The organism is Pigmentiphaga litoralis (genome assembly GCF_048632615.1).
Lineage (GTDB): Bacteria > Pseudomonadota > Gammaproteobacteria > Burkholderiales > Burkholderiaceae_B > Pigmentiphaga > Pigmentiphaga litoralis_B.
Genome location: NZ_CP184479.1, coordinates 5,301,244 through 5,323,568 on the forward strand (window position 1 = coordinate 5,301,244; position 22,325 = coordinate 5,323,568).

At 65.1% G+C, this 22,325-nt stretch carries 23 protein-coding genes and 2 pseudogenes; 11 read left to right on the forward strand and 14 right to left on the reverse strand.

The features are described 5' to 3' along the window. Positions 1–191: 191 nt before the first annotated feature. The gene (locus ACNANG_RS24510) at positions 192–1,388 is read left to right on the forward strand and encodes an AI-2E family transporter (protein ID WP_420225214.1); all 1,197 of its coding nucleotides are present in this window, start codon (positions 192–194) and stop codon (positions 1,386–1,388) included. 41 nt (positions 1,389–1,429) lie between these two features. On the opposite strand, the gene ACNANG_RS24515 is transcribed toward ACNANG_RS24510, so the two are convergent. The 5 genes from ACNANG_RS24515 to ACNANG_RS24535 all read right to left on the reverse strand — a co-directional run bounded on the left by ACNANG_RS24515 (position 1,430) and on the right by ACNANG_RS24535 (position 4,860). Then, positions 1,430–1,633 (reverse strand): pirin-like C-terminal cupin domain-containing protein, encoded by a 204-nt coding sequence (locus ACNANG_RS24515; RefSeq protein WP_420225215.1) that lies wholly within the window; start codon positions 1,631–1,633, stop codon positions 1,430–1,432. 17 nt (positions 1,634–1,650) lie between these two features. Further along, positions 1,651–2,328: a pirin family protein gene (locus ACNANG_RS24520; protein ID WP_420225216.1), complete on the reverse strand. Its 678-nt coding sequence runs from the start codon at positions 2,326–2,328 to the stop codon at positions 1,651–1,653. A gap of 138 nt (positions 2,329–2,466) precedes the next feature. Further along, positions 2,467–3,429, reverse strand: a complete 963-nt coding sequence (locus ACNANG_RS24525) for a Bug family tripartite tricarboxylate transporter substrate binding protein (RefSeq protein ID WP_420225217.1) — start codon at positions 3,427–3,429, stop codon at positions 2,467–2,469. A gap of 78 nt (positions 3,430–3,507) precedes the next feature. Then, positions 3,508–4,134 (reverse strand): GntR family transcriptional regulator, encoded by a 627-nt coding sequence (locus tag ACNANG_RS24530; protein ID WP_420225218.1) that lies wholly within the window; start codon positions 4,132–4,134, stop codon positions 3,508–3,510. 69 nt (positions 4,135–4,203) lie between these two features. After that, a complete protein-coding gene (locus ACNANG_RS24535; RefSeq protein ID WP_420225219.1) occupies positions 4,204–4,860 on the reverse strand; it encodes a hypothetical protein in 657 nt (218 codons plus the stop codon). Positions 4,861–5,007: 147 nt separating this feature from the next. Here ACNANG_RS24535 and ACNANG_RS24540 point away from each other — a divergent pair, with 147 nt between their 5' ends. Genes ACNANG_RS24540 through ACNANG_RS24555 form a run of 4 tightly spaced genes read left to right on the forward strand, consistent with a single transcriptional unit; the run spans position 5,008 to position 8,008 of the window. Beyond that, the gene (locus ACNANG_RS24540; RefSeq protein WP_420225220.1) at positions 5,008–5,586 is read left to right on the forward strand and encodes an amino acid synthesis family protein; all 579 of its coding nucleotides are present in this window, start codon (positions 5,008–5,010) and stop codon (positions 5,584–5,586) included. Positions 5,587–5,604: 18 nt separating this feature from the next. Then, entirely contained in the window at positions 5,605–6,000 is a 396-nt protein-coding gene (locus ACNANG_RS24545) for a hypothetical protein (RefSeq protein WP_420225221.1), read from the forward strand. Continuing rightward, positions 5,997–6,800 (forward strand): amidohydrolase family protein, encoded by an 804-nt coding sequence (locus ACNANG_RS24550; protein ID WP_420225222.1) that lies wholly within the window; start codon positions 5,997–5,999, stop codon positions 6,798–6,800. The genes ACNANG_RS24545 and ACNANG_RS24550 overlap by 4 nt, the downstream gene beginning before the upstream one ends. Further along, the gene (locus ACNANG_RS24555) at positions 6,800–8,008 is read left to right on the forward strand and encodes an FAD-dependent oxidoreductase (RefSeq protein ID WP_420225223.1); all 1,209 of its coding nucleotides are present in this window, start codon (positions 6,800–6,802) and stop codon (positions 8,006–8,008) included. Before ACNANG_RS24550 ends, ACNANG_RS24555 begins: the two co-directional genes overlap by 1 nt. Before the next feature lie 119 nt (positions 8,009–8,127). Here the strand turns inward: ACNANG_RS24555 and ACNANG_RS24560 are convergent, their stop codons facing one another. The 4 genes and pseudogenes from ACNANG_RS24560 to ACNANG_RS24575 all read right to left on the reverse strand — a co-directional run bounded on the left by ACNANG_RS24560 (position 8,128) and on the right by ACNANG_RS24575 (position 12,864). After that, positions 8,128–8,958 (reverse strand): aldo/keto reductase, encoded by an 831-nt coding sequence (locus tag ACNANG_RS24560; RefSeq protein WP_420225224.1) that lies wholly within the window; start codon positions 8,956–8,958, stop codon positions 8,128–8,130. Between the two features lie 83 nt (positions 8,959–9,041). Further along, positions 9,042–11,229 (reverse strand): annotated as a pseudogene (locus ACNANG_RS24565) (TonB-dependent receptor). A 217-nt stretch (positions 11,230–11,446) separates the two neighbouring features. Continuing rightward, positions 11,447–11,743 carry a hypothetical protein gene (locus tag ACNANG_RS24570; protein ID WP_420225225.1) on the reverse strand — a complete coding sequence of 99 codons (297 nt, stop codon included), beginning with the start codon at positions 11,741–11,743 and terminating at the stop codon, positions 11,447–11,449. Positions 11,744–11,976: 233 nt separating this feature from the next. Next, on the reverse strand, positions 11,977–12,864 hold the full coding sequence (locus tag ACNANG_RS24575; RefSeq protein WP_420225227.1) for a transcriptional regulator GcvA: 888 nt from the start codon (positions 12,862–12,864) through the stop codon (positions 11,977–11,979). 102 nt (positions 12,865–12,966) lie between these two features. Between ACNANG_RS24575 and ACNANG_RS24580 the strand changes: the two genes are divergently transcribed. Together ACNANG_RS24580 and ACNANG_RS24585 are read left to right on the forward strand one after the other, a co-directional pair. Continuing rightward, positions 12,967–13,548: a chromate transporter gene (locus ACNANG_RS24580; RefSeq protein ID WP_420225229.1), complete on the forward strand. Its 582-nt coding sequence runs from the start codon at positions 12,967–12,969 to the stop codon at positions 13,546–13,548. Continuing rightward, positions 13,545–14,075 carry a chromate transporter gene (locus tag ACNANG_RS24585; protein ID WP_420227652.1) on the forward strand — a complete coding sequence of 177 codons (531 nt, stop codon included), beginning with the start codon at positions 13,545–13,547 and terminating at the stop codon, positions 14,073–14,075. Before ACNANG_RS24580 ends, ACNANG_RS24585 begins: the two co-directional genes overlap by 4 nt. Positions 14,076–14,079: 4 nt before the next feature. Here the strand turns inward: ACNANG_RS24585 and ACNANG_RS24590 are convergent. The 5 genes and pseudogenes from ACNANG_RS24590 to ACNANG_RS24610 all read right to left on the reverse strand — a co-directional run bounded on the left by ACNANG_RS24590 (position 14,080) and on the right by ACNANG_RS24610 (position 18,585). After that, positions 14,080–15,383 (reverse strand): annotated as a pseudogene (locus ACNANG_RS24590) (PQQ-dependent sugar dehydrogenase). A gap of 228 nt (positions 15,384–15,611) precedes the next feature. Beyond that, complete coding sequence (locus tag ACNANG_RS24595) at positions 15,612–16,400, reverse strand: amino acid ABC transporter ATP-binding protein (protein ID WP_420225230.1); 789 nt, start codon at positions 16,398–16,400, stop codon at positions 15,612–15,614. Next, positions 16,387–17,040, reverse strand: coding sequence for an amino acid ABC transporter permease (locus ACNANG_RS24600; RefSeq protein WP_420225231.1), 654 nt, complete (start codon positions 17,038–17,040; stop codon positions 16,387–16,389). Before ACNANG_RS24600 ends, ACNANG_RS24595 begins: the two co-directional genes overlap by 14 nt. A 9-nt stretch (positions 17,041–17,049) precedes the next feature. Further along, on the reverse strand, positions 17,050–17,712 hold the full coding sequence (locus ACNANG_RS24605; protein ID WP_420225232.1) for an amino acid ABC transporter permease: 663 nt from the start codon (positions 17,710–17,712) through the stop codon (positions 17,050–17,052). Positions 17,713–17,799: 87 nt separating this feature from the next. After that, positions 17,800–18,585: a transporter substrate-binding domain-containing protein gene (locus ACNANG_RS24610; RefSeq protein ID WP_420225233.1), complete on the reverse strand. Its 786-nt coding sequence runs from the start codon at positions 18,583–18,585 to the stop codon at positions 17,800–17,802. A gap of 182 nt (positions 18,586–18,767) precedes the next feature. Between ACNANG_RS24610 and ACNANG_RS24615 the strand changes: the two genes are divergently transcribed. From ACNANG_RS24615 to ACNANG_RS24630, 4 genes are all read left to right on the forward strand, one after another. After that, on the forward strand, positions 18,768–19,394 hold the full coding sequence (locus tag ACNANG_RS24615) for a class I SAM-dependent methyltransferase (protein WP_420225234.1): 627 nt from the start codon (positions 18,768–18,770) through the stop codon (positions 19,392–19,394). Positions 19,395–19,563: 169 nt separating this feature from the next. Next, positions 19,564–20,343, forward strand: a complete 780-nt coding sequence (gene surE / locus ACNANG_RS24620; RefSeq protein ID WP_420225236.1) for a 5'/3'-nucleotidase SurE — start codon at positions 19,564–19,566, stop codon at positions 20,341–20,343. A gap of 263 nt (positions 20,344–20,606) precedes the next feature. Beyond that, complete coding sequence (locus ACNANG_RS24625) at positions 20,607–21,311, forward strand: protein-L-isoaspartate(D-aspartate) O-methyltransferase (protein WP_420227653.1); 705 nt, start codon at positions 20,607–20,609, stop codon at positions 21,309–21,311. Between the two features lie 80 nt (positions 21,312–21,391). After that, positions 21,392–22,324, forward strand: a complete 933-nt coding sequence (locus ACNANG_RS24630; protein ID WP_420227654.1) for a peptidoglycan DD-metalloendopeptidase family protein — start codon at positions 21,392–21,394, stop codon at positions 22,322–22,324. The last annotated feature ends 1 nt before the right edge of the window (position 22,325 follow it).

Below are 22,325 nucleotides of genomic sequence, written 5' to 3' on the forward strand. Positions count from 1 at the left end.
GCCGGCAGATCAAGCGTGCTTGGTGTCAAACCCATAATACAACTGGCAACATTGGCGTCTGCTTGCAGGCTGCGCAGCCACGGCTTTCGCGTATCGTTGAGCGCAGGCAGACCCCGGGTGCGCGCGCGTGCGGGGCCCGCCCTCACAACAACACGCAACGACCATCCGGGCCCCGGCCCACCCAGGCAGCCATGAATAACTCGAGTCTCCATTACAAGACTTTCCTTCTGATTCTGATTACCGTATCGATCGCGTTCATCTGGATCCTCCAACCTTTCATGGGCGCGGTGTTCTGGGGGACGATTCTGGCGATCATCTTCGCGCCGTTGAACCGCAAGCTCGTCAACAAGTTCGGAAAGCGCCGCAACGCGGCCACGCTCGTCACCTTGCTGCTGGTGCTGCTGATCGTGATCCTGCCGTTGATGCTGATCACCGGGTCGCTGGTTCAGCAGGGCTCGCTGGTCTACGAACAGATCAAAAGCGGCAATCTGAACTTCGGCGCCTACTTCCAGCGTGCATTCGATGCCTTGCCGCTCTGGGTGCATGACATCATGGTGCGCTTCGGACTGAACGACATCGCCAGCATCCAGACCAAGCTGACCGACGCCGCGGCGCAGGGCAGCCAGTTGATGGCGACCAAGGCCGTCAGCATCGGGTCGGACACCTTCCAGTTGCTGGTCAGTTTCGCGGTCATGCTGTATCTGATGTTTTTCCTGCTGCGCGACGGTCCGCAATTGGCGCGCCGCATCCGCCAGGCGATTCCGCTCAGCGACGGGCACAAGCAGCATCTGCTGCAGAAGTTCACGACGATCGCGCGCGCCACGGTCAAGGGCAACATTGCCGTAGCGCTGGTGCAAGGCGCGCTGGGCGGCCTCATCTTCTGGATCCTGGGCGTGCAGGCGCCGCTGCTGTGGGCCGTCGTGATGGCCTTCCTGTCGTTGCTGCCCGCCGTGGGCGCCGGCCTCGTGTGGGGCCCGGTGGCCATCTATTTCCTGCTGACCGGGTCGGTCTGGGAAGGCGTGATCCTGATCGCCTTCGGCTTCCTGGTGATCGGTCTGGTGGACAACATCCTGCGACCATTGCTGGTGGGCAAGGACACCCGGATGCCTGACTACGTGGTGCTGATCTCCACCCTGGGCGGCATGGCGCTGTTCGGCCTGAGCGGCTTCGTGATCGGTCCGGTGATCGCCGGTCTGTTCATGGCCGCCTGGGACCTGTTCGCCACCGAAGACATGCCCGAGACAGTCGAAACCCGCATTCTGTCGGGCCCTGGCGACAGCGTGACGGTCAAGGCCGAAGCGACGCCCACCGCGCCAACGACGCCCACGGCGTCCGTGTCGTCAGCGGGTGAGACGCGGGTGAACACGCCGTCGGCCGAGCGGCGGTAAGCTGGCAGGGGCGGGGTAACGGCCACCCCCGCGGTTTGTGATCAGAAGCCGCCGAACTTGCCCGCCTGGTAATCGGCGATGGCCTCGTGGATTTCCTGTCGCGTGGTCATCACGAACGGGCCATGACTGACCACCGATTCCCGGATCGGATCGGCATGGCCGAACACCAGAAAGGCGTCGGCATCGGCGGACACGGCAATGGTGTCGCCATCGTGCGCGAAGGTGACCAGATGCTGGGCCGCCACCGGCGTGCCTGACGCCGTCACCGCCCCCGTACTAGGTAAAAGAAGACGGACCGGTCGGCCGGCGCTTCCAGCTGAACGTGCGCGCCGGCCGTCAGCGTCAGCGTCGTCATGGTGATGCCCGTCAGGGATTGAATGGGCGCAACCTGTCCGCCCCACTGGCCGGCGATCAGGTCCAGTTGCGCCTTGCCATCATCCAGTTCCAGCGACGGAATATCTTCGCGCTGGAGCCCCACGTACTTGGGCGGACTCATCTTCAGGCGGGACGGAAGATTGACCCACAGCTGCAGCACTTCGAGCGGGCCGCCATCGCGCTTGAAATCGGCGGATGACACTTCTTCGTGCACCAGGCCGCTGCCCGCCGTCATCCACTGCACGCCGCCCGCGTCGATCACGCTTTCATGGCCGCCCGTGTCGCGGTGGGCGATGTCGCCTTCCAGAATGAACGTGACGGTCTCGAATCCGCGATGGGGATGCGGGCCGAACGGCAGGCCGTTGTTGCGCGGGCGATAGACCTGCGGACCGTGGTGGTTCAGGAACAGGAAGGGATCGACCTGGTCCACACCGCGGCCTGGCAGCGGACGGCGGGTGATCAGGTCGGCAATGTCGTCACGCTGCGCGGCAAGCTGGCCGGTCACGCTGCGGCGTGCGCCGCGGGCCGAGCCCGCGGTGTCGAAAGGGAGGTCATGATCGGTCACTCAGCAAAATGAAGCCGCGGCCGGCGTGTCGCCGGCCAGGCAATGACCGTCATTATCGCCTGTCAGGCAGGCCCGCCCTGAGCGCTGCGCGTTGCACGCGACCAAGGCTGGGGCCGGCCTTTCTGCGCACCGCAAGAATCACTGCAGCACCGCGCCTGAGTCCTTGACCGCGGCGGCCCACTGCTGGTTGTCCGTCACGATCTTCTGGCTGAACTCGGCGGGCGTATTGCCCAGCGGTTCCACGCCGATTGCCGCCAGCTTTGCAACGAAGGTCTTGTCCTTGACGGCCAGGGCGATCGAATCGGCCAGTTGCCTGACGATTTCAGGGGGCGTTGCAGCCGGGGCGGCAACGCCGTTCCACGTTTGTGTCGAAAATCCCGGATAGCCCTGCTCGGCCACCGTCGGCACATTCGGGAATTCCGGCGCGCGCTTGGGGCCGGACACAGCCAGCACTTTCAGCTTGCTGGACTGGGCGTAGGGAATGATTTCAGCCACGTTGCCAAAGTAGAAGGGCACCTGGCCGCCCAACACATCGGCCAAGGCGGGCGCGCCACCCTTGTAAGGCGCATGGATCATCGACAGGCCGGCCGTCTTGGTGAACATGGCCATGGTCAGGTGGCTGACGGACCCGGTGCCGGCGGATGCATAGGCCACGGTGCCGGGGTGGTTTTTCACATGGGCGACCACATCCTGCAGGGACTTGGCTGGCATGTTGGCGGCCACGGCCAGCGCAAATTCATTGGTGGCGACGATGGAGACCGGCGCAAAGTCCTTGACCGCGTCATACCGCACTTTCTGCAGGTGAGGCACGATGGCCATCTGCGGCAGCGTTGCCATGAACAGCGTATAGCCGTCGGGCTTGGCGCGGGCAACGTGTTCGGCGGCGATGGCGCCGTTGGCGCCGGGGCGGTTGTCGACCACCACGGTCTGCTTGAGCTGTGCCGTCAGCCATTCGGCCGTGATCCGCGCAATGCTGTCGGTATTGCCACCGGCTGCAAACGGCACGACCAGCGTGACGGAACGTTCCGGCCAGGCGGCAAGAACGGGGGTTGCGGCAAGCAGGGCGGCCAGGGCGGCCAGTGATCGGATAGGGGACATCATGACGAGTTCCTCGTGGGTGGGGTAATCCGGTCAAGGCGGCCTGGCCGTACCACTACGGTCAGGCGGGGGCTCGGAAGGTCAGGCCGCCGCGTTCATTGCCAGGTACACATCGCGCGCTTCGGTCTGCGCCGCTTGCACGTGGGACACCGCGGCCGCGCGGGCAGCGCGGGCGTCGCCTTTCGCGATCGCGGCGTGGATCTGTTCAAGTTCGCGCACGCTGTGCTTCGCGCGTCCGGGACTGGCCATGGTTTTTCCTCGCAGGAAGTTGATGCGCGACAGCAGGCCGTGCAGCACGTCGCCCATGACGGGATTGCCGCAACGGGCGATGATCACTTCGTAGAAATCGGCCGTGGCCGAGATCCGCGCGGCCCAGTCCTGCTGCTCGACCGCGTCCCGGAAACGCGCCAGGGCGGCGGCCATCGTTGCAATGTCATCGTCCGTGCGGTTCCCCGCCGTCAGCGCGGCGGCTTCTCCTTCAAGCAATGCCCGCAGGTGATAGATGCCTTCGGCTTCGGCCCAGCTGACTTCGGCGACCGATGGGCCTTTGTTCGGCACGATGGTGATCAGCTTTTCGGCGGCCAACACGCGCAACGCTTCGCGGATCGATGTGCGGCTGACACCCATCTGGCTGCACAGCTTGGCTTCGATCAGCTTTTCGCCTGGCCGAAAGTGGCCCGACAGGATTGCTTCGCGCAGTAGGCGCACGGTTTCGTGCTGGACGGTGCGAGGGAAATCTTCAGATCCATGGTGTCTCCAGCTTCTTCTTGAATCAGGTCAGAGCGGCGGCAGCTGCCGCTCGCCGACCTTGGCAAAGACGTCATAGACGCCCTTGAACCAGGGTTCGGCCGATATGCGGTTGCGCCACGGCGTGTTGCGGGCTTTTTCGCGGGCCGGCGATGCTAGCGCGGATTCATCATCCAGGTAGTGCAGGGCCAGGCGGTTGTAGTCGCCAGGCACGCCGTCGGTCACATTGAAGCGGCGCACACAGCGCCACTCTGGGCATTCAAGCAGCAGCGGCACATGGTCCTGCTCGTACCAGGCGTCGAAGTCGGCCAGGCGTTCCGGGGGCACCTTGAACCAGACCGGATACAGCACCCTGGTCTCGATCCCTGCGGGGGACGTGTCACCGGCAATGCTGATTTCTTCGCACAGGTATCGGGTGAAGCCCGTCACGTTCTTGAGCATCCACGCGGTTTCCGGCGACGGGTTGTTCTTGATGGCCTGGTAGGCAACGGTCTTGAGCGCCTGCAACGTGTCCATCTCATAAACCGCCAGGTAGTTCCGGTCCGGACGCACATAACGCTGGCTGCTCTGGAACCCACGCAAGCCGACGCGGATGGGAATGTGTTCGTCGTCGTACCAGACGTTGAAACGGTCTTCCCACTCGGGGGCCGGCGTCATTTCGGAAAAGAGGATGGTACGTCCGCGCATGATGTTTTCCTGAATCATTTGACATTAGGATTGTATGACAATAGCATCGTCATCAAGTCGCAACAACATTTTTCTTGCGTCAGCGTCCTGGCGGTCCATGCGTGGCCTGCCGGTTCTGGCGTCACGCGTCATCTCCAGGAGCACGGCATGCAATTACAGGTCCGCAGGTGGGTCATGGTCGTCGAGCACAAGCTCGAAGAAGCGGGGCAGCGCGCCGACGTCCCGCTGCGCAAGGCCGCGGCCGTCGCCTTCATCCAAAACCCTTTTCTGGGTGCCTATCAGGAAGACCTGACCGAAGGCATCGAGGCCAGCGTGGCCCTGGGTGCGGAGGTCGCCCAACAGTTGATGTCGGTGTGGGGGGACTACCCGGTGCAGGCCTACGGCAAAGGTGGCGTGGTCGGGATCGCGGGCGAACAGGAACATGTGAACGCGTTGCTGACCACCGCGGCCGCGACGCCACTGCGCGACATCATCGGCGGCGGCAAGGCGTGGATCTCGTCCGTCACGAAAGTGGGTGGACCGGGTGTCACGATCGACATCCCTCTGGCGTCCAAAGATGCGCTGTACGTGCGCTCGCACTACAACGCCATGACGTTCCAGCTGAGCGACGGGCCGATGCCCGACGAGATCGCGGTGATCTTCGCGGTGGCCAACCGCGGCCGCATCAATGCACGCGTGGGTGGCATCACCCATGACCAAATGCAGGGCAAGGACGGCCTTATCTAACCGACGCAGGAGTCAGCCATGAAAGTAGCTATCGTCAATCTGGGACGCATCCTCAATGGGGAGTGGCGCGAGCCCGTCACCGCCGGGGATTCGATCCTGACCGAAGACGGCAAGATCGTGAAAGTCGGGACCTTGTCCTCGGCCGACGTCGAAAGCGCGCAGATCGTGATCGATGCCGATGGCGCAACGGCCATCCCGGGGCTTATCGACTCGCAGGTGCACAACACGTTTGGGGACTACACGCCGCGTCAGAAGACCGTCGGTTTCCTGGAAAGCTATGTGCATGGCGGCATTACCACCGCCATCAGCGCGTCCGAAGTGCATGTGCCGGGCCGGCCCAAGGATCCGGCCGGCGTCAAGGCGCTGGCCGTGGCGGCGCTGCGCTGCTTCGAACATTTCCGTCCGGGGGCATGAAGGTGTATGCCGGGTCGATCATCATCGAACCGGGCCTGGTCGAACAGGACTTTGCCGATATCGCGTCCCAAGGCGTGTGGCTGGCCAAGGCAGGCTTTGGCGCGGTCAAGTCGCCGTATGAATATGCCGAGATGGTCGGCTGGGCCCGCAAGCACGGCATGATCACCACCGTTCACACCGGCGGCGCGTCGATCCCGGGGTCTTCCGGTATATGGGCGGATCATCTGATCGCCATGAAGCCGCACGTGTCGTTTCACGTGAACGGCGGCCCGGTGGCCATGCCCGACGAAGATTTCCCCAAGCTGGTGTATGAGTCGGACATTGCCTTGCAGGTCTGCACCGCCGGCAACCTGCGCACCACGCTGATGCTGGGCGACATGGTGCGCACCGCCGACGTGTTTGACCGATTCCTGATCGCCAGCGACACCCCCACCGGCAGCGGCATCATGCCCCTGGGCCTGATGTACACGATCACGCATCTGGCCAGCCTGACCGACATGCCGGTGGAATGGGCCATTGCGGCCGCGACGGGCAACAACGCGCGTACCTACGGCATCAACAGCGGCTTCTTGAAGCCGGGCAAGAATGCCGACATCGTCCTGCTCGATGCGTGCGTGGGAGGCACCAAGACCGACCCGCTGGACGCACTGCGCAACGGCGACATCGCCGCGGTGGCGGCAGTGGTGACCGATGGCGTACCGCGTTTCGTCGGCAAGAGCCGCAACACGCCGGCGGGCAACCGCAAGGTGCGGGTCGCGCGCTGCGACATTCCACAGGACTTTTCCGGAGCGGCGCATTGATGACCCAACACCATATCGTCGTCGTGGGGGCCGGGCCGGTCGGCGTCATCGCCTCGCTTGCCTGCGCCCAGCGAGGCTTCAAGGTCACGCTATGCGAAGCGGAAAGTGCTGTCGATGAAAGTCCTCGCGCGGCCACCACGCATTGCTCCACGTTGGAGATGATTGCGAACGTCGGTCTGATCGACCGCTTCGTGGCGGAAGGTCTGGTGGCGCGCTATTTCCAGTTCTGGGACCAGGGCAGGCGTGAGCGGGTGGCCCAGTTCGATCACGCCATCCTGAAAGACGACACGGCCTATCCGTTCGTGGTGCAGACCGAGCAGCACAAGCTGGCCTACATGGGCATCGATGCCCTGCGCGCGATGCCTGATGTGTCGGTCCGTTTCGACACCCGCGTTTTGGATCTGTCTCAGACCGACACACAGGTGCGGGTGAACGTGCAGGGGCCGGACGGCATGGAAACGCTGCAGGCGGACTACGTGGTCGGGGCCGACGGCGCGCGCAGCACCTTGCGCAAAGCCCTGGGCATCGAATTCGAAGGCATTACCTGGCCCGAAAAATTCATTGTGCTGACCGTGCTGGACGACTTCGAGCAGATGATGGGATGCTGCTACCGCAACTATCTGGCCGACCCCGACGCGTGGACCAATCTGTTCAAGATTTCGGGTGACGATGGCAAGGGCCGATGGCGCGCGGTGTTCCCGTCAGGGGCCGACGAAACCGACGAAATGGCCCTGAGCGACGCCGCCGCGCACCGACGGCTGCAGCACGTGTGTCCGACCGACAAGACCTACGACTTGGTGCACCGGAATATCTACCGCGTGCATCAACGGGTGGCGGCCACGTTCCGCAAGGGACGGGTGTTTCTGGCCGGCGATTCGGCCCACGTGAATAACCCGATCGGCGGCCTGGGGCTGAACAGCGGCATTCACGACGCCATGGAACTTGCCACGATGTTCACCGAAGTGCGTGACGGGGCGGACACGGCGGTGTTCGATCGCTACAACCGGCGCCGGCGCGATCTGAACATTGAGTTCGTGCAGCAGCAGACCGTGGCCAACAAGAAGCGGCTGGAAGAAAAGGATCCAGCCAAGCGCGCAGCCGCGCTCGACCACATTCGGCAGACGGCCGAGGATCCGGTACGGGCCAAGCAATTCCTGATGCGCAGTTCGTTGATCGACAGCGTCAGGAAAGCTCAGGCGATCGCCTAGGAGAGAAGGGGGCGGTCCGATCGTTCGGCTGGGGCCGCGCCTTGTTGTGTCACCTCGGGGCTTCACCAAAGGGGCTTCAGCCAGGTGCCACGGCTACATGCTTCGGCCGACGTGGGGGCTCAGTCCTCCACGTAGGTGTCCGGGTCGAAGCCGGTTCGCACGCCTCGGTCCAGTTCCTGGATCGAGGCAATGTCCTGCTGGTCCAGCGCGAAGTCGAACACTGCAAAATTCTCGGCCATGCGTGCCGGGTGTTGCGTCTTGGGAATGGCCGCCAGGCCCAGTTGCAGGTGCCAGCGCAACACGACCTGCGCGGGCGTCTTGCCATGTTTCTCGGCAATGAAGGTCAATGCCGGATCCGCCAGGTTGCGCCCCCGTCCGATCGGGCTCCATGACTGCGTCACGATGCGCCGGCCAGCGTTGTAGTCACGCAGCTCGGGTTGCGAGAAAGCAGGATTCAGTTCGATCTGGTTGACGGCGGGCGCCTCGCCTGTGGCGTCTATCAGTCGATCAATATGCGCCGGCTGGAAGTTCGATACCCCGATCGACCGCACCTTCCCGGCCGCGCGCAGGTCGATCAACGCGCGCCATGCATCGACATAGTTGTCGCGGGTGGGCTGCGGCCAGTGGATCAGGAACAGATCCAGGTAGTCGGTGTCCAGGCGCTCCAAGGTGGCATCCAGGGCCTTCAATGCCGGACCGTAGCCGTGGTCCGTGCCGCGCAGTTTGCTGGTCACGAACAGTTCGCCGCGCGGCACGCCCGATTGCTTGAGCCCGCGTCCCACGCCGGTTTCGTTGCCGTAGCGGGCGGCCGTGTCGATCAGCCGATAGCCGGTCTGGATCGCACAGGCCACCGCCTGTTCGGCGGCGGCATCGTCCAGCGGCCACGTCCCGAAGCCCAGCGCGGGCAGGGCGTGGCCATCGTTCAGCATCAGGGTGGGGGAAGCAGTCATGACAGGGCGCCTTGGACGATGATCGGATGCATCAAGAGTAGCGCATGCCGATGGCGCCGCAGTTGCCGTTCACCGAGTCATGATCAGAAGGTCGTCCGCAGGCCGACCTTCACGCTGCGCCCCCAGCGGTGCAATGTCGCGCAACACCGACGTTGCCGTGCGCGCGGTCTCGTTGGTCAGATTGTCCAGCCTGACATAGGCCAGCGAATTCAGTCCGGACCACTTGAAGCGATAGCTGAACGAGGCGCCCAGCAGGGTGTAGCTGTCGGTGGCAGTATCGGCCACGGGCACGTGCGTCTGACGCGCGACGTAGGAGACGTCCGCACGGGCGCCCCAGGGTCCGGATCCATAGATCAACGAGGCGCCCAGCCGCCATGGCGCGAGCCGTGGCAGCGCTTCGCCCGTGTCGCGGTTCTTGCCGCGCACCACGTCGCCCCGCAAAGACACATCCAGCGTGTCGGCGCCTGTCAGCAGCTGCTGCGCCACCCGGGTCTTGCCTTCGGCTTCAATGCCGTACAACACGGCGGGCACGCCGGCGTAGCGGTATTCCGGCAGGCCATCGGCACCGACCACCGCGCCTTCTTCGTCCCGCAGCACCCCCGTCGTGCCCAGCGCCAGGTAGTTGGCAAACCGGCTGTAGTAGGCCGACACGTTTGCCGTGCTTGGGCCCTGGCCAAAGCGCATGCCCAGATCCAGCGACGTGGCTTTTTCCTTTCTGGCGTTGGAGTCGCCGATCTCGTAGGACCCCGTGGCAAGGTGCGGGCCGTTGGCAAACAGTTCGTAGAAGGTGGGCGCGCGTTCGGTATAGGCCAGGTTGGACACCAGGCTGTAGGCCGGATCGAGCTTGTAGACCAGGCCGGCCGACGCGCTGCCGGTCGTGAAGCTGCGGCTGGCGTCGGCAAAGCGTTCGTTGTCGCCGGACTTGGCTTTGACGCGGGTGTGGTCCATGCGGCCGCCCAGGCTCAACTTGAGATCTTCGTTGCCTGTCAGCGGCAATTCTTCAAGAATGAACAGGCCGGCGTTGTCGGTCTCGGTCGACGGCACGAAAGCCTCTTCCCCCAAGGCCGAAAACTTCTTCTGGCCGAACTCCGCGCCGATGACGCCTTTCATCTTGCCGATGGGCCGGTGCTGCGCTTCGAATCGCGCATCCCAGCCGCGGTTCTTGAAGGTCGTGCCGGTCTCGCCGTTTTCGATTTCCTTGTGCTCGTAATCCGAGAAATTGATTTTGCTCCGCACGGTTTCGACGATGCCCCAGCCCAGGTTGCGGGCTTCGCCTTCCAGCGCCAGATTGTCCTGCTTCATGTCGATGCGCACGTCTTCTTCGGCGACCGTACCGTAGTTGCTGCGGTAGCCCGTGTAGCTTGCACCCAGGTATCCGTCGGCCCACGTGTAGGCGCCGCCCAGCGATCCGCCCTGCTGCCGCGCGCTGCTGTTGGGCAGGCGGCCCCTGGCTTCGGTTTCGCCATCGGGCAGGGGGTTGGCGTTGCGCAGGCGTTCGCTGCGCGCAAAGCCGGGAATGTGCAGGTTGCTGGTGTGGCGATCGAAGGCATCGGCGTGCAATGCAAATTGGCCGTTGCCTGCTTCCACCATGGCGCTGCCGCCTCGTTCCGCATCGGCGCCACCGGCGCGTGCATCGACCGCGCCATGCACGCCGTTGATCGGCTCTTTGGGAATGCGGTTGGTGATGACGTTGACGACGCCGCCTATGGCCGTGCCGCCGTACAGCAGCGCCGCCGGCCCGCGCACGACCTCGACACGATCGACGGCCAGCGGGTCGATCGGCAAGGCGTGGTCGTAGGACAGCGCGGACGCATCGAGCGAGGTGCCGCCGTTCTGCAGGATGCGGATGCGGTCGCCATCCAGCCCGCGAATGACCGGACGGCTGGCGTTCGGGCCGAAATAGCTGGAAGACACGCCCGGCAGGTCGTTCAACGTTTCGCCAAGCGTGCTGGCCCGGCGGAGCGTGAGTTCGTCGCCTTCCAGCGTGGAGACAGGGGTGACCATGTCGTTCAGGTCGCTGCCCAGCGGGTTGCCGGTGACGACGATGCCGCGCAGGGTGACGGCGGAGGAGGCGGGGGCGGCGGTGGTGTCCGTTGTGGGCGGCGCGGGAGTCGGGCGGACGGCGGGGGTTGCGGTAGCTGCCGGGGCGGCGTTTTGCGCGTGGGCGGCATACGGCAGGGAGAGCAGGGCCACCGCCGCGGCGCGGGGAGTCAGGCGGGCAGCGCCGTGGGCGACGCGGCGTGCACGACGGGAAATCGAAGGAACGTTCATGGCAGGCTTGAAGGGTGCCGGAACCGGTTCGCGTGACGCACGCGCAGGGTTCCTGGACAGAAATCGACGCCGGCGGCAACGCGCCACCGGCACAGCTCAGGCTAGGACGACAGTCCACCGCGCGGCGGGGCGCGGGAGTGGAAGGCGCGCAGGGGCGCCAGGTCGACCGGCAGCGCAGCGAAGGACCGCGGCGCGAGCTGGGTGACGCGCAGCGGCGTCAGGGAAGGGGAAGGCAGGCGCCGCCAACGAATAGCGCATCACCGTCGAACAGGACACAGGAATGACCGAGGTGAGCGGAAGCCGGAGCGACACCCGACGCATCGCCAGAAGCGTCGTCCAGGCCTTGCGCTGCACCGATGGCCAAGGCTGCCGCGACGCCAGGAATGGCGGCGTCGCCATGCTGGATCCGGTGCGCCAGGCCCGCCGTCTGCATGACCAGCACCAGCAAGGCAATCGCCATCCACCCGAAAGCAGGTCGGCCGGCAGGTGTCCGGCCGCCGAGCCGCCGTCTCATGCCAGGTCGTACGCATCGGGCAAGGGCTTGCCACATCGTATCGACTCCTTTCATGGGAACGGGGGTTTCAGGGCGGCGGGCGCAACAAGGCGCATGATCGTCGGCCATTGTGCAACGGAGTTGCACTCAATACAAGCCGGCGGCTCTGTGAGCGTGGCGGTCAGGCTTCATCGCCTGGAGCGATCCGCAATCCGAAACCCGCCATCCGCGGCGCTGCCCACGCCAACGCCGCGTCACTCCCGCCTCGCCTCGTCTTCCAGCCACTTGCAGAAATCCCGCACCAGCGGCTGCGCGGCATGCTGCCGCGGCACGATCCACCAATAACTGCGTGCCGGCACATCGGGCTTGCGCAGCGCGACCACCAGCCGCCCGCTGTCGACCTCGTCCCGGATCAAAGGAAGGGGCCCCAGCGCCACCCCCAGCCCATCGGCCGCCGCCTGCAACGCCAGGTAGTAATGGTCGAAAAACTGCCGTTTGCCGAAAGCCTGCGGCGACAGCCCGGCCGACACCAGCCACTTCTGCCAGGCGTCGGGCCGGGTGTCGGAGTGCAGAAGCGTATGGTGACGCAGGTCTGCCGGCTCGCGAATGGGTGATTGCAGCATCAATGCCGGACTGCATACCGGCACTTCTGTCTCCTGCATGAATTCACGGCTATCGCAGTTCGCCCAATGCCCGGGTCCACGGCGCACGGCCACGTCGAAGACTTCGCTGGCGTCGGTCAGTGCGGTGTTGGACGTGGCTAGCTTCAATTCAACGGCCGGGTACAAGCGCTGGAAGCGGCTGAGGCGCGGCAACAGCCAGCGCATGGCGAAGGTGGCAAGCGCGTTGATTCGCAGGGTGCGGACCGTGCCCGACTCCGCCAGCCGTGCGCTGGCAGCGGCCACGCTGTCGAAGGCGGCTTGCACCGTGGCCAGGTAGCGGCGACCGTCATCTGTGAGCTGAACGCGCTTGCCACGCCGATGGAAGACCTGCACGCCCAGCCAGTCTTCCAGCACCGCGACCTGCCGGCTGACCGCCCCATGCGTGACATGAAGCTCCTCGGCCGCAAGCGAAAAGTGTTCGTGGCGAGCGGCGCATTCAAAGACCTTGAGCGCCTGCAAAGGAGGAAGTTTGCGTTGCATGCTTGTGAGTGCAAATCACATAGAAGCGGTATAAAAATCGATTTGGTTGCGGTCCGCAACGGTCTACCATGCACAGCCTGATGACCCTGTGATGACGTTCCGATGCTTGCGCCCACCTTGCCTGCCGCCCCTCCGTCCCCAGCCGCCGACGTGACGGTAACGCCCACGGTCATGGATCTGTTCCTGGGCTTTCTTGGTCTGGGCATGATAGGTTTTGGCGGGGTCTTGCCGCTCGCGCATCGCCTGGTCGTCGAAAAGAAGCGCTGGTTGAACGAGGCTGAATTCACGGATCTGCTGGGCCTCTGTCAATTCCTGCCGGGCGGAAACATCCTTAACCTGGCGGTGGCCATCGGCATGAGGTTCCATGGTCCGCGCGGCGCGATGGCCTCCCTGTTCGCGATCATTGCCGCGCCGTCGGCCGTCGTGATCGCGCTGGGATCGATCTACACACGTTTCAACGGCCCACATCTGCAGCATATGTTTGCCGGATTGGCCGCGGCCGCGGCCGGCTTGCTGATTTCGACGGCGCTCAAGATCGCGGTCCCCATCCGCCGCAAGCCGATTGCCATCGTCATTGCCTGTCTGTTCTTCATCGCGATCGCAGTGCTCAGATTACCGCTGTTGCCGACCATGGCGGTGTTGGTCCCGCTGAGTCTGGCCGTGACTTGGCGGGCCGCGAAATGACGCCGGTGCTGGTTTCGCTGGCCATCATCTTCACGCAGCTGTCCTTGCTGGCCTTTGGTGGGGGCAACACCATCCTGCCTGAAATGCAGCGGCAGGTAGTCGAGGTCCATCAGTGGATGTCGGCCCAGGATTTCAGCGCCATGTTCGCGCTGGCGCAGGCGGCCCCTGGGCCGAACATGATGGTGGTGACACTGGTTGGCTGGCACGTCGCGGGCTGGCCCGGCGTGCTGGTGACCACGCTGGCCAAATTCGGGCCATCGTCCATCGTGACCGGGCTGGCCCTGCATGCGTGGGAACGTTTCAAGCACAAGCCGTGGCGCGTCAAGGTTCAGGCCGCCTTGGTCCCCATGACCGTGGGCCTGGTGGCGGCCAGTGCGGCGCTGATCACCCTGGCCACCGCGCATGAATGGATGTTGGGGGTCATCACGGCGGTGGTCGCCATCGCGGGGTTCAGGCTGCGCATCCACCCGTTGTGGCTACTGGCGGCGGGCGCGCTGGTGGGCTTGACCGGCTTAGGGCAGGGGTAGGCGGCTACCGCGACGCTGTCACGCGCCAGATGACATTCCCGACATCGTCGGCCACCAGCAATGCGCCTTGCTTGTCCAGGGCGACGCCCACCGGGCGGCCCTGGGCTTCTTCCTTGTCGCTCAAGAAGCCGGTCAGCACGTCTACCGGCGCACCCGCGGGCTTGCCGCCGGCGAACGGCACGAACACGACCTTGTAGCCGCTGAATGGCTTGCGGTTCCATGAGCCGTGCTGGCCAATGAACATGCCTTCCTTGAAGGATGCCGGCAAGGACGTGCCGGTCGACGTGGCCAGCCCCAACGACGCGGTGTGTGGCCCCAAGGCGTAATCGGGCACCCTGGCCTTGGCCACCAGGTCGGGGCGGGGCGGCTGCACACGTCCGTCCACGTTCGCGCCGAAATAGCTGTAGGGCCAGCCGTAAAGGCCGCCGTCCACCACAGAGGTCAGGTAGTCCGGCACCAAATCACTGCCGATCTCGTCCCGTTCGTTCACGGCCGTCCACAGCACATTGGTGCCTGGCGCCCAGGCCATGCCATTGGGGTTGCGCAGGCCGGATCCGAACAGGCGCTTCTGGCCGCTTGCCACATCGATCTCCCAGATCGCGGCGCGGCCCTCTTCGATGTCCATGCCGTTCTCGCCCACGTTGCTGTTCGAGCCCACGGTGGCATACAGCTTCTTGCCGTCTTTGGAGGCGATCAGGTTTTTGGTCCAGTGGTGATTCAACCCCCTGGCAGGTCCGTCACCTTGACACCCGGCGCAGTGATAGTCGTGGCGCCCGGCTGATACGGAAAACGCAACACGGCATCGGCATTGGCCACGTAGAAGGTGTCGCCGATCAGCGCCATGCCGAACGGGGAAAACAGTCCTTGCAGGAACACGCTGCGCTGATCCGCCACGCCGTCGCCGTTGGTGTCGCGCAGCAAGGTGATGCGATTGGCGCTCGGCGCTTTGGCGCCGGCCCGCGCCATGACCTTGCTCTGCACCCAGGCCTTGATGCCGGATGGCTTCTTTTCGGGTCCGTTCGTTTCCGCCACCAGCACGTCGCCGTTGGGCAGCAGGTAGATCCAGCGTGGGTGGTCCAGCTTGTCGGCAAAGGCATTGACGGCCGTGCCGGCCGCGGCGTGCGGCGTGGCGCCCTCCGGCCATCCCACCGCCTTGGCAACGTTCACGGTCGGAATCAGGGTTTTGGTCGGCGCCGGCAATTGCGGGTTGGGGCCGTAGCCGTCCGACACGTGAAGGCGGGCCATGTCGCCGCACGCCACCAGGCTGGCCAGCGTCAGGGATGCAATAAGTATCTTGGGTGCGAACATGAATGCTTCCTCGAAGATGGCATGGCGGGACGCCCGGCAGCCGATAGGTGTTCGGCACAGTCTAGGGACGATCGAGGTAAGCAGGTCACGCGAATGTGCAAGAGATGTTGCTCGGCGCTCCGCGAATGGACGCCAGCCCATGGCCAGACCATGGGTTGATCGCCCACCGCCGCCCGCCCGGGCGCCGCCTGCGGCAACGCAGCGGGGCCCCGGGTCGGCTCCAGCGGATCAGGTATGCAGCGACGACAGGAATTGCTTGAGTTCCGGCGTCTGCGGATTGCCAAACAGTTCCGACGGGGGACCCGATTCGTGCACCTTGCCTTGATGCATGAAGATCACGCGATCGCTGACCTTGCGCGCAAAGTTCATTTCGTGGGTCACCATGATCAGCGTCATGCCGTCGGCGGCCAGCGACTCCACCACCTGCAGCACTTCGCCCACCAGCTCAGGGTCCAGCGCCGAGGTGATCTCGTCGCACAAAAGCACGGCGGGTTCCATGGCCAGCGCACGGGCGATCGCCACCCGTTGCTGCTGCCCGCCCGACAACTGGTCCGGGTAGGCGTCGAACTTTTCCGCCAGGCCGACCCGTGCCAGCAGCTTGCGGGCGCGTTCTTCACCGGGGGTCCTGGGCAGACGCTTGACTAGCGACGGCGCGAGCATGACGTTCTGCCCGGCCGACAGGTGGGGAAACAGATTGAAGTTCTGGAACACCATGCCGACCTGCTGGCGCAGTTCGCGCATGGCCTGCGTGTCGTTGTGCCGAAGCGCCTGGCCATCCACGGTCAGGCTGCCCTCCTGGAACACTTCCAGGCCGTTGATGCAGCGGAGCAGGGTGCTTTTGCCCGATCCGCTCTTGCCGATAATGCAGACCACTTCGCGCCGGCCGATCTGCAGGTCGATGCCTTTCAGGACCTCATTGCTGCCAAAGCGCTTGCGCAGACCGCGGATGTCGACCAGGGCGTACGGAGCAGCGCCAGGCGTGGAAGTGACCGCGGGGGCGGAATTAACGGTTGGCATGATTTAATTTCCTTTCCAGTCGGCGGCTCCAGGCCGAGATGGGATAGCAGAGGCAGAAGTACATCAGACCGACGCAGCTGAAGACCAGAAAGGGCTTGAACGTCGCATTGGCGATCATGGATCCGGCCTTGGTCAGCTCGATGAAGCCGATCACCGACGCCAGGGCCGTGCCCTTGACGACCTGCACCATGAAACCGACCGTTGGCGCGATGGCGATGCGGCCAGCCTGCGGCAGGATGATGTGCATCAGTTGTTCTTTCAGGTTCATGGCCAGGCTGCTCGATGCTTCCCATTGGCCCTTCGGTATGGCGTTGACGCAGCCGCGCCAGATTTCGGTCAGATACGCCGACGCGTGCAGGGTCAGGGCCAGCGCCGCGGCCGTCCAGGCCGACGTGTCGACGCCGAACAGCGCAATGCCGAAATACGCCAGGAACAGTTGCATCAGCAACGGCGTGCCCTGGAAGACCTGCACGAAAAGCGCCACGCCGCGCTGCGCGCCAGGCACCTTGGCCAGGCGCAGCACCAGCAGCACCATGCCCAGAATGCCGCCGCCCACGAACGCGATGACGGACAGGACCACGGTCCAGCGCACGGCCAGCAGCAGGTTGCGCACGATGTCCCATAACGAGAATTCGATCATGGGGTGTCCTTAGCGGTTGAACAGGAAGCGCGGGCCGAACCAGTTCAGCAGCCGGCGCAACACGATGGAAAGCACAAGATAGATCGCGGTGGCGACGATGAAGGCCTCGAACGCACGGAAGTTTCGGCTCTGGATCAGGTTGGCGACCAAGGACAATTCTTCGGTCGAGATCTGCCCGCACACGGCCGATCCCAGCATCACGATGATGATCTGGCTGACCAGCGCCGGCCACACGCGTGACAGCGCGGGCGGCATGACCACCCGGGTGAAGATCTGCCAGCGATTCATGGCCAGGCTTTGCGCGGCCTCGATCTGGCCGCGCGGCGTCGATTCGATGCCCGCGCGTACGATTTCGGTGGCATAGGCGCCCAGGTTCAGCGTCATGGCAATGATGCTGGCCATTTCGGCTGACAGCTTGAGCCCCAGCGCGGGCAGGCCGAAGAAGATGAAAAACAGCTGCACGATGAACGGCGTGTTGCGGATCAGCTCGACATAGGCGCCAACCAGCGGCCGCAGCCACACCGGGCCCTGCGAGCGCGCCCAGGCGGCGCTGACGCCGACCAGGCCGCCCAGCACGGTGGCGATCGCCGTCAGCTTGATCGTCATCAGGGTGCCGAGCAGCAACAGCCGCCAGTCCACGAGCACCGCGGCAAAATCAAAGGTTATGTTCATGGAAAAGCCCCAAAGCGGCTCGATGAAAGAAAAAGCCGGACGCGCGATCGGCGGCCGGCGGGGTCGAGCGAGGGGAAGCGGACCGCCTTATTCAGGCAGGGTGCCGGCCGGGCGGCCCAGCCACTTCTGCGACATCTTGTCGAGGGTGCCATCGGCCTTGGCGGCCAGGATGATCTCGTTCACCTTGGCGCGCAGCTTGTCTTCGCCCTTGGCAATGCCGATGAAGTTCGGCGAATCCTTGATCAACAGCTTGTATTCGGTGTTGGTCTGGGGATTCTTCTGCATGATGGTGCCGGCCACGGCGGCGCCGATCGCCACCAGTTGCGTCTGCCCGGCCACGTAGGCCGATGCGGTCACGTTGTTGTCTTCAAACCGTTTGATGTCCACGCCCGCGGGCGCGAGCTTGGTCAGTTCCTGGTCTTCCATCGCGCCGCGCGTCACGGCGACCGTCTTGCCCACCAGGTCCGCCGGCGTCTTGACCGTAATGCTCTTCGGGCCGAACACGGCCTGGAAGAAGGGCGAGTAGGCCGCCGTGAAATCGATGACCTTCTCGCGTTCGGCATTCTTGCCAAGGGTCGAAATCACCAGGTCGGCCTTCTTGGTCTGAAGGTAAGGAATGCGGTTGGCGCTGGTGACCGGCACCAGGTCGAGCTTGACGCCCAGCTTCTGTGCGATCAGGGTAGCCATCTCGACGTCGAGACCGATGGGTTTCAGGTCCGGACCCACGTACCCATAGGGCGGGTAGTCGGTTGGCACGGCAATGTGGATGACCTTCTTGCTCATGACGTTATCAAGGGCCGCTTGCGCGTGGACCGGCGCGTGGGCGAGCAGGGCGGCAGCGGAAACGCTGGTGAGGAGCGAGAGGAACTTCATGGTGGAGATCGTCCAGTAAATGAAACCAAACCTTTCTAAGCAAGCGCTGTGCCATGCTGGCGTGGGTGATTCGGCCCCGAGTTGGTGCGCCGGCGACCCCGTAAACCGGTTGGGTGGCACCGATGCGGTGCGCGCTTGCCATACCGTCTACCATGACGCCAACTGACATCCGGAGTCCGATCATGCCTTTGGCACCCGACGAGCTCGCCGCGATTGCGGCACGCACCCTCGCGCACTACAGCGCGTCCGCCGAGCCTTTTCGCGAGGGAACCCGCGACCACGACGTGTCCCAGAACATCCATGCCTTGCTGTCGGCAATCAACGGCGAGGCGCCTTACGACATTCTGGATATCGGTTGCGGCCCGGGCCGGGATCTGCGCACATTCACCGCCCTGGGGCATCGGGCGGTCGGCCTTGACGGCGCACCGCAATTCGTGGACATGGCGCGCACCGATTCGGGGTGCGAGGTCTGGCATCAGGACCTGCTGGCGCTCGACCTGCCCGCGGCGCAGTTCGACGGCATCTTCGCCAACGCCGTGCTGTTCCACGTGCCAAGCCAGGAATTGCCGCGCGTGCTCAACGAACTGCGCGCCACGCTCAGGCCCCGCGGCGTGCTGTTCACGTCCAACCCGCGTGGCAACAACGAAGAAGGCTGGAACCGCGGCCGCTATGGCGCCTATCACGACCTGGAGCGCTGGCGGTCGCTGGTGACCGCCGCTGGCTTTGCCGAAATCGATCATTACTATCGTCCGGCGGGCCTGCCGCGCGAGCAGCAACCCTGGCTGGCCAGCGTGTGGCGCGCATGCTGATGACATGTCGCGCGCATGCCCGCAAGTGTGGCGTTATCCACCGTTAGGACGATACCCTCATGTACAATCGTCCCTCGTCGGCGGGCTCCCCGGCGTGTATCGAGAGCGGGCCGGTACATGATTCAAGCCCGCGGGGATTGCCTGGCGGGCTTTTTAGTTGATGGATGACATGCTGATCCTGGTTTCGAATGATGACGGGTACTTTGCCCCTGGCCTGGCGGCACTGGTGGACGCACTGCGTCCTCTTGCAGAACTGATCGTCGTTGCACCCGAAACCAACCGCAGCGGGTCGTCCAACTCCCTGACGCTGGACCGGCCGCTGTCGGTGCGCAAGGCGGCCAGCGGCTTCATGTACGTCAACGGCACGCCGTCCGACTGCGTCCACGTTGCCCTGACCGGGTTGCTGGACCGCCGGCCCGACCTGATCGTCTCCGGTATCAACGACGGTCAGAACATGGGGGAAGACACCCTGTATTCCGGCACGGTCGCCGCCGCCACCGAAGGCTATCTGTTCGGCATTCCCTCCATTGCGTTCTCCCAGGTGCAGAAGGGCTGGACCCATCTGGATGCCGCGGCCGCCGTCGCCCGGCGGGTGGTCGAACAGTTCGTGGCCAATCCGCTGCCGTCGCCCGTGCTGCTCAACGTCAACATTCCTAACCGGCCCCTGATCGAACTGCTGCCGCCCCGTGTCACGCGCCTGGGCAAACGCCACCCATCCGAGCCGGTCGTCAAATCCGCCACGCCCTATGGGGAACCGGTGTATTGGATCGGCCCGGCCGGCAAGGCCGCCGACGCCACGCCGGGCACCGACTTCCATGCCTGCGCGGACGGGGCCGTATCGATTACACCGCTGCGTTTTGACCTGACCCACGCCGAACAGATGCCTGCCGTGCGCGAGTGGGCCGCCACCAATTGGGCCACGCCCGAATGGACCGGCGCAAACCGCTGAACTCGCCGGGAATGGCGCCCGGCCCGAACGATCGCGACACCTCGCGTCCTGCGGGCAATCGTGCGTCCGATGGCCGCGAGATGGACACGCGCAGACCAGCCGTCGCCGCGCCCGTCAAGGTCACGCCAACCAACAGCAACACCCGCGTCACCACGGGCCGCCCGGCGCTGACGCGCACGCCACTGCCGGCGTCGGTCGGCCGCCCCGACGCAGTCGCGCGGGCGTTCAACAGCAATACCCGCATCGGCAATCCGCGCACGGCGGTGGCGATCACGGTGCCACAGCGCACGGCGCCCATCACCACGCCGCCGCGCCAGGACGATAATCTTGGCCTGAATTCCGAGCGCATGCGCAACGCGCTGGTGGCAAGGCTGCGGGTGCAAGGCATTACCGACGAACGGGTGCTGGCGGCCGTGCAGGCCATCGCGCGCCACCGTTTCGTCGACGAAGCGCTGGCCAGCCGCGCCTACGAAGACGCGGCGCTGCCGATTGGCCATGGCCAGACCATTTCGCAGCCCTGGATCGTGGCGCGTATGATCGCGGCGGCGCGCAACGGCAAGGAACTGGGCAAGGTCCTGGAGGTCGGTACAGGGTGCGGTTACCAGGCCGCGGTCCTGGCGGGTGTCGCCAAAGAGGTTTACACGATCGAACGCATCCGGGCGCTGCATGAGCTTGCGCGGACCCGGCTGCGTCCGTTTCGTTTGCCGCATGTGCGGCTGGTATTCGGCGACGGCATGCTGGGCGTTCCCAGCGCCGCGCCGTTCGATGCCATCGTTGTCGCTGCGGCGGGTCTGTCGATCCCGGACGCGTTGCTGAGTCAGCTCGCCATCGGCGCGCGGCTCATCGCGCCCGAAGGCGGCGCCCGGCAGCGGCTTGTCATGATTGAGCGCACGGGTGCGCAAAGCTGGGTCAGAACCGAGCTTGAGCCCGTGCGTTTCGTGCCCCTGCAACCAGGGGTATTGTTGTAATGCATAGGAGATGCGGGATGCTGAATGGGCGCACGCCAGGTGTGACGTTGCAAAAGGGCCGGATGGCAGGCAAGGACGACATGTTCGCCCTGGCGCCCGTGCCCTGGGGGCAGGCGTTGCGGCGCGGCGCCATGCTGGCTCTCGGCGCGCTCGCCCTGACGGCCTGCACGACCACGCCCCGTACGGTGTCGGTCGTGGATCGCACGACGCCTGCGCGCAGCACGACCGCCACCACCGGCGCGTCGGCTTCCACACCGGGCACGACGCCCGACGGCCGCCCGGTGTCGGACGCCGAAACCTATGTGGTCAAACGCGGCGACACGCTCTACCAGATCGCGCTGGATCACGGTCAGGACTGGCGTGACATTGCCCAGTGGAGCGCGCTGGAAGACGCCAACCAGTTGCGCGTCGGGCAGGTGCTGCGCGTGCGCCGCCCCGGCTCGGCGCCGCCCGTGGTGGCGCAAAACGACACAGGCGTTGCCCAGACCGCGCCCATTGCCGGTCCGGCGCCGATCGCCCCGCGTCCGCTGGGCACGCCCGCGCCCGCTACCCCGGCCACGCCACCGGCTGCCGTGGTGGTGCCCACGCCGCCCACCGTGCCTGCGCCACCCGCAACCGCGGCCAAGCCGTCGGATGCGCCCGGCGATCGCATCGACTGGGCCTGGCCGGCAGGGGGCAAGGTCATCGAAAACTTCAACGAAACCCGCAACAAGGGCCTGGACATCGCCGGCACGCCGGGCGATCCGATCCTGGCCGCGGCTGATGGCAAGGTGGTCTACAGCGGCAGCGGCCTGCGGGGCTACGGCAACCTCATCATCCTCAAGCACAACAATACCTACCTGTCCGCTTACGCGCACAACCGCGCCATGATGGTCAAGGAAGGGCAGTCCGTGAGACGAGGCCAGAAGATTGCCGAGCTGGGCCAGACGGATGCGGAATCGCCGCGCCTGCATTTCGAGATCCGCCGCCAGGGCAAGCCCGTGGACCCATCCGGCTTTCTGCCGTCGCGCTGAA

Bases quoted from the DNA above. Each gene is read 5' to 3' on its own strand.
- ACNANG_RS24510 (WP_420225214.1), top strand. From the start codon at position 192: ATGAATAACTCGAGTCTCCATTACAAGACTTTCCTTCTGATTCTGATT.
- ACNANG_RS24525 (WP_420225217.1), bottom strand. From the start codon at position 3,429: ATGATGTCCCCTATCCGATCACTGGCCGCCCTGGCCGCCCTGCTTGCC.
- ACNANG_RS24535 (WP_420225219.1), bottom strand. From the start codon at position 4,860: ATGCGCGGACGTACCATCCTCTTTTCCGAAATGACGCCGGCCCCCGAG.
- ACNANG_RS24540 (WP_420225220.1), top strand. From the start codon at position 5,008: ATGCAATTACAGGTCCGCAGGTGGGTCATGGTCGTCGAGCACAAGCTC.
- ACNANG_RS24545 (WP_420225221.1), top strand. From the start codon at position 5,605: ATGAAAGTAGCTATCGTCAATCTGGGACGCATCCTCAATGGGGAGTGG.
- ACNANG_RS24550 (WP_420225222.1), top strand. From the start codon at position 5,997: ATGAAGGTGTATGCCGGGTCGATCATCATCGAACCGGGCCTGGTCGAA.
- ACNANG_RS24555 (WP_420225223.1), top strand. From the start codon at position 6,800: ATGACCCAACACCATATCGTCGTCGTGGGGGCCGGGCCGGTCGGCGTC.
- ACNANG_RS24560 (WP_420225224.1), bottom strand. From the start codon at position 8,958: ATGACTGCTTCCCCCACCCTGATGCTGAACGATGGCCACGCCCTGCCC.
- ACNANG_RS24570 (WP_420225225.1), bottom strand. From the start codon at position 11,743: ATGAGACGGCGGCTCGGCGGCCGGACACCTGCCGGCCGACCTGCTTTC.
- ACNANG_RS24575 (WP_420225227.1), bottom strand. From the start codon at position 12,864: ATGCAACGCAAACTTCCTCCTTTGCAGGCGCTCAAGGTCTTTGAATGC.
- ACNANG_RS24580 (WP_420225229.1), top strand. From the start codon at position 12,967: ATGCTTGCGCCCACCTTGCCTGCCGCCCCTCCGTCCCCAGCCGCCGAC.
- ACNANG_RS24585 (WP_420227652.1), top strand. From the start codon at position 13,545: ATGACGCCGGTGCTGGTTTCGCTGGCCATCATCTTCACGCAGCTGTCC.
- ACNANG_RS24595 (WP_420225230.1), bottom strand. From the start codon at position 16,400: ATGCCAACCGTTAATTCCGCCCCCGCGGTCACTTCCACGCCTGGCGCT.
- ACNANG_RS24600 (WP_420225231.1), bottom strand. From the start codon at position 17,040: ATGATCGAATTCTCGTTATGGGACATCGTGCGCAACCTGCTGCTGGCC.
- ACNANG_RS24605 (WP_420225232.1), bottom strand. From the start codon at position 17,712: ATGAACATAACCTTTGATTTTGCCGCGGTGCTCGTGGACTGGCGGCTG.
- ACNANG_RS24610 (WP_420225233.1), bottom strand. From the start codon at position 18,585: ATGAAGTTCCTCTCGCTCCTCACCAGCGTTTCCGCTGCCGCCCTGCTC.
- ACNANG_RS24615 (WP_420225234.1), top strand. From the start codon at position 18,768: ATGCCTTTGGCACCCGACGAGCTCGCCGCGATTGCGGCACGCACCCTC.
- surE (WP_420225236.1), top strand. From the start codon at position 19,564: ATGCTGATCCTGGTTTCGAATGATGACGGGTACTTTGCCCCTGGCCTG.
- ACNANG_RS24630 (WP_420227654.1), top strand. From the start codon at position 21,392: ATGTTCGCCCTGGCGCCCGTGCCCTGGGGGCAGGCGTTGCGGCGCGGC.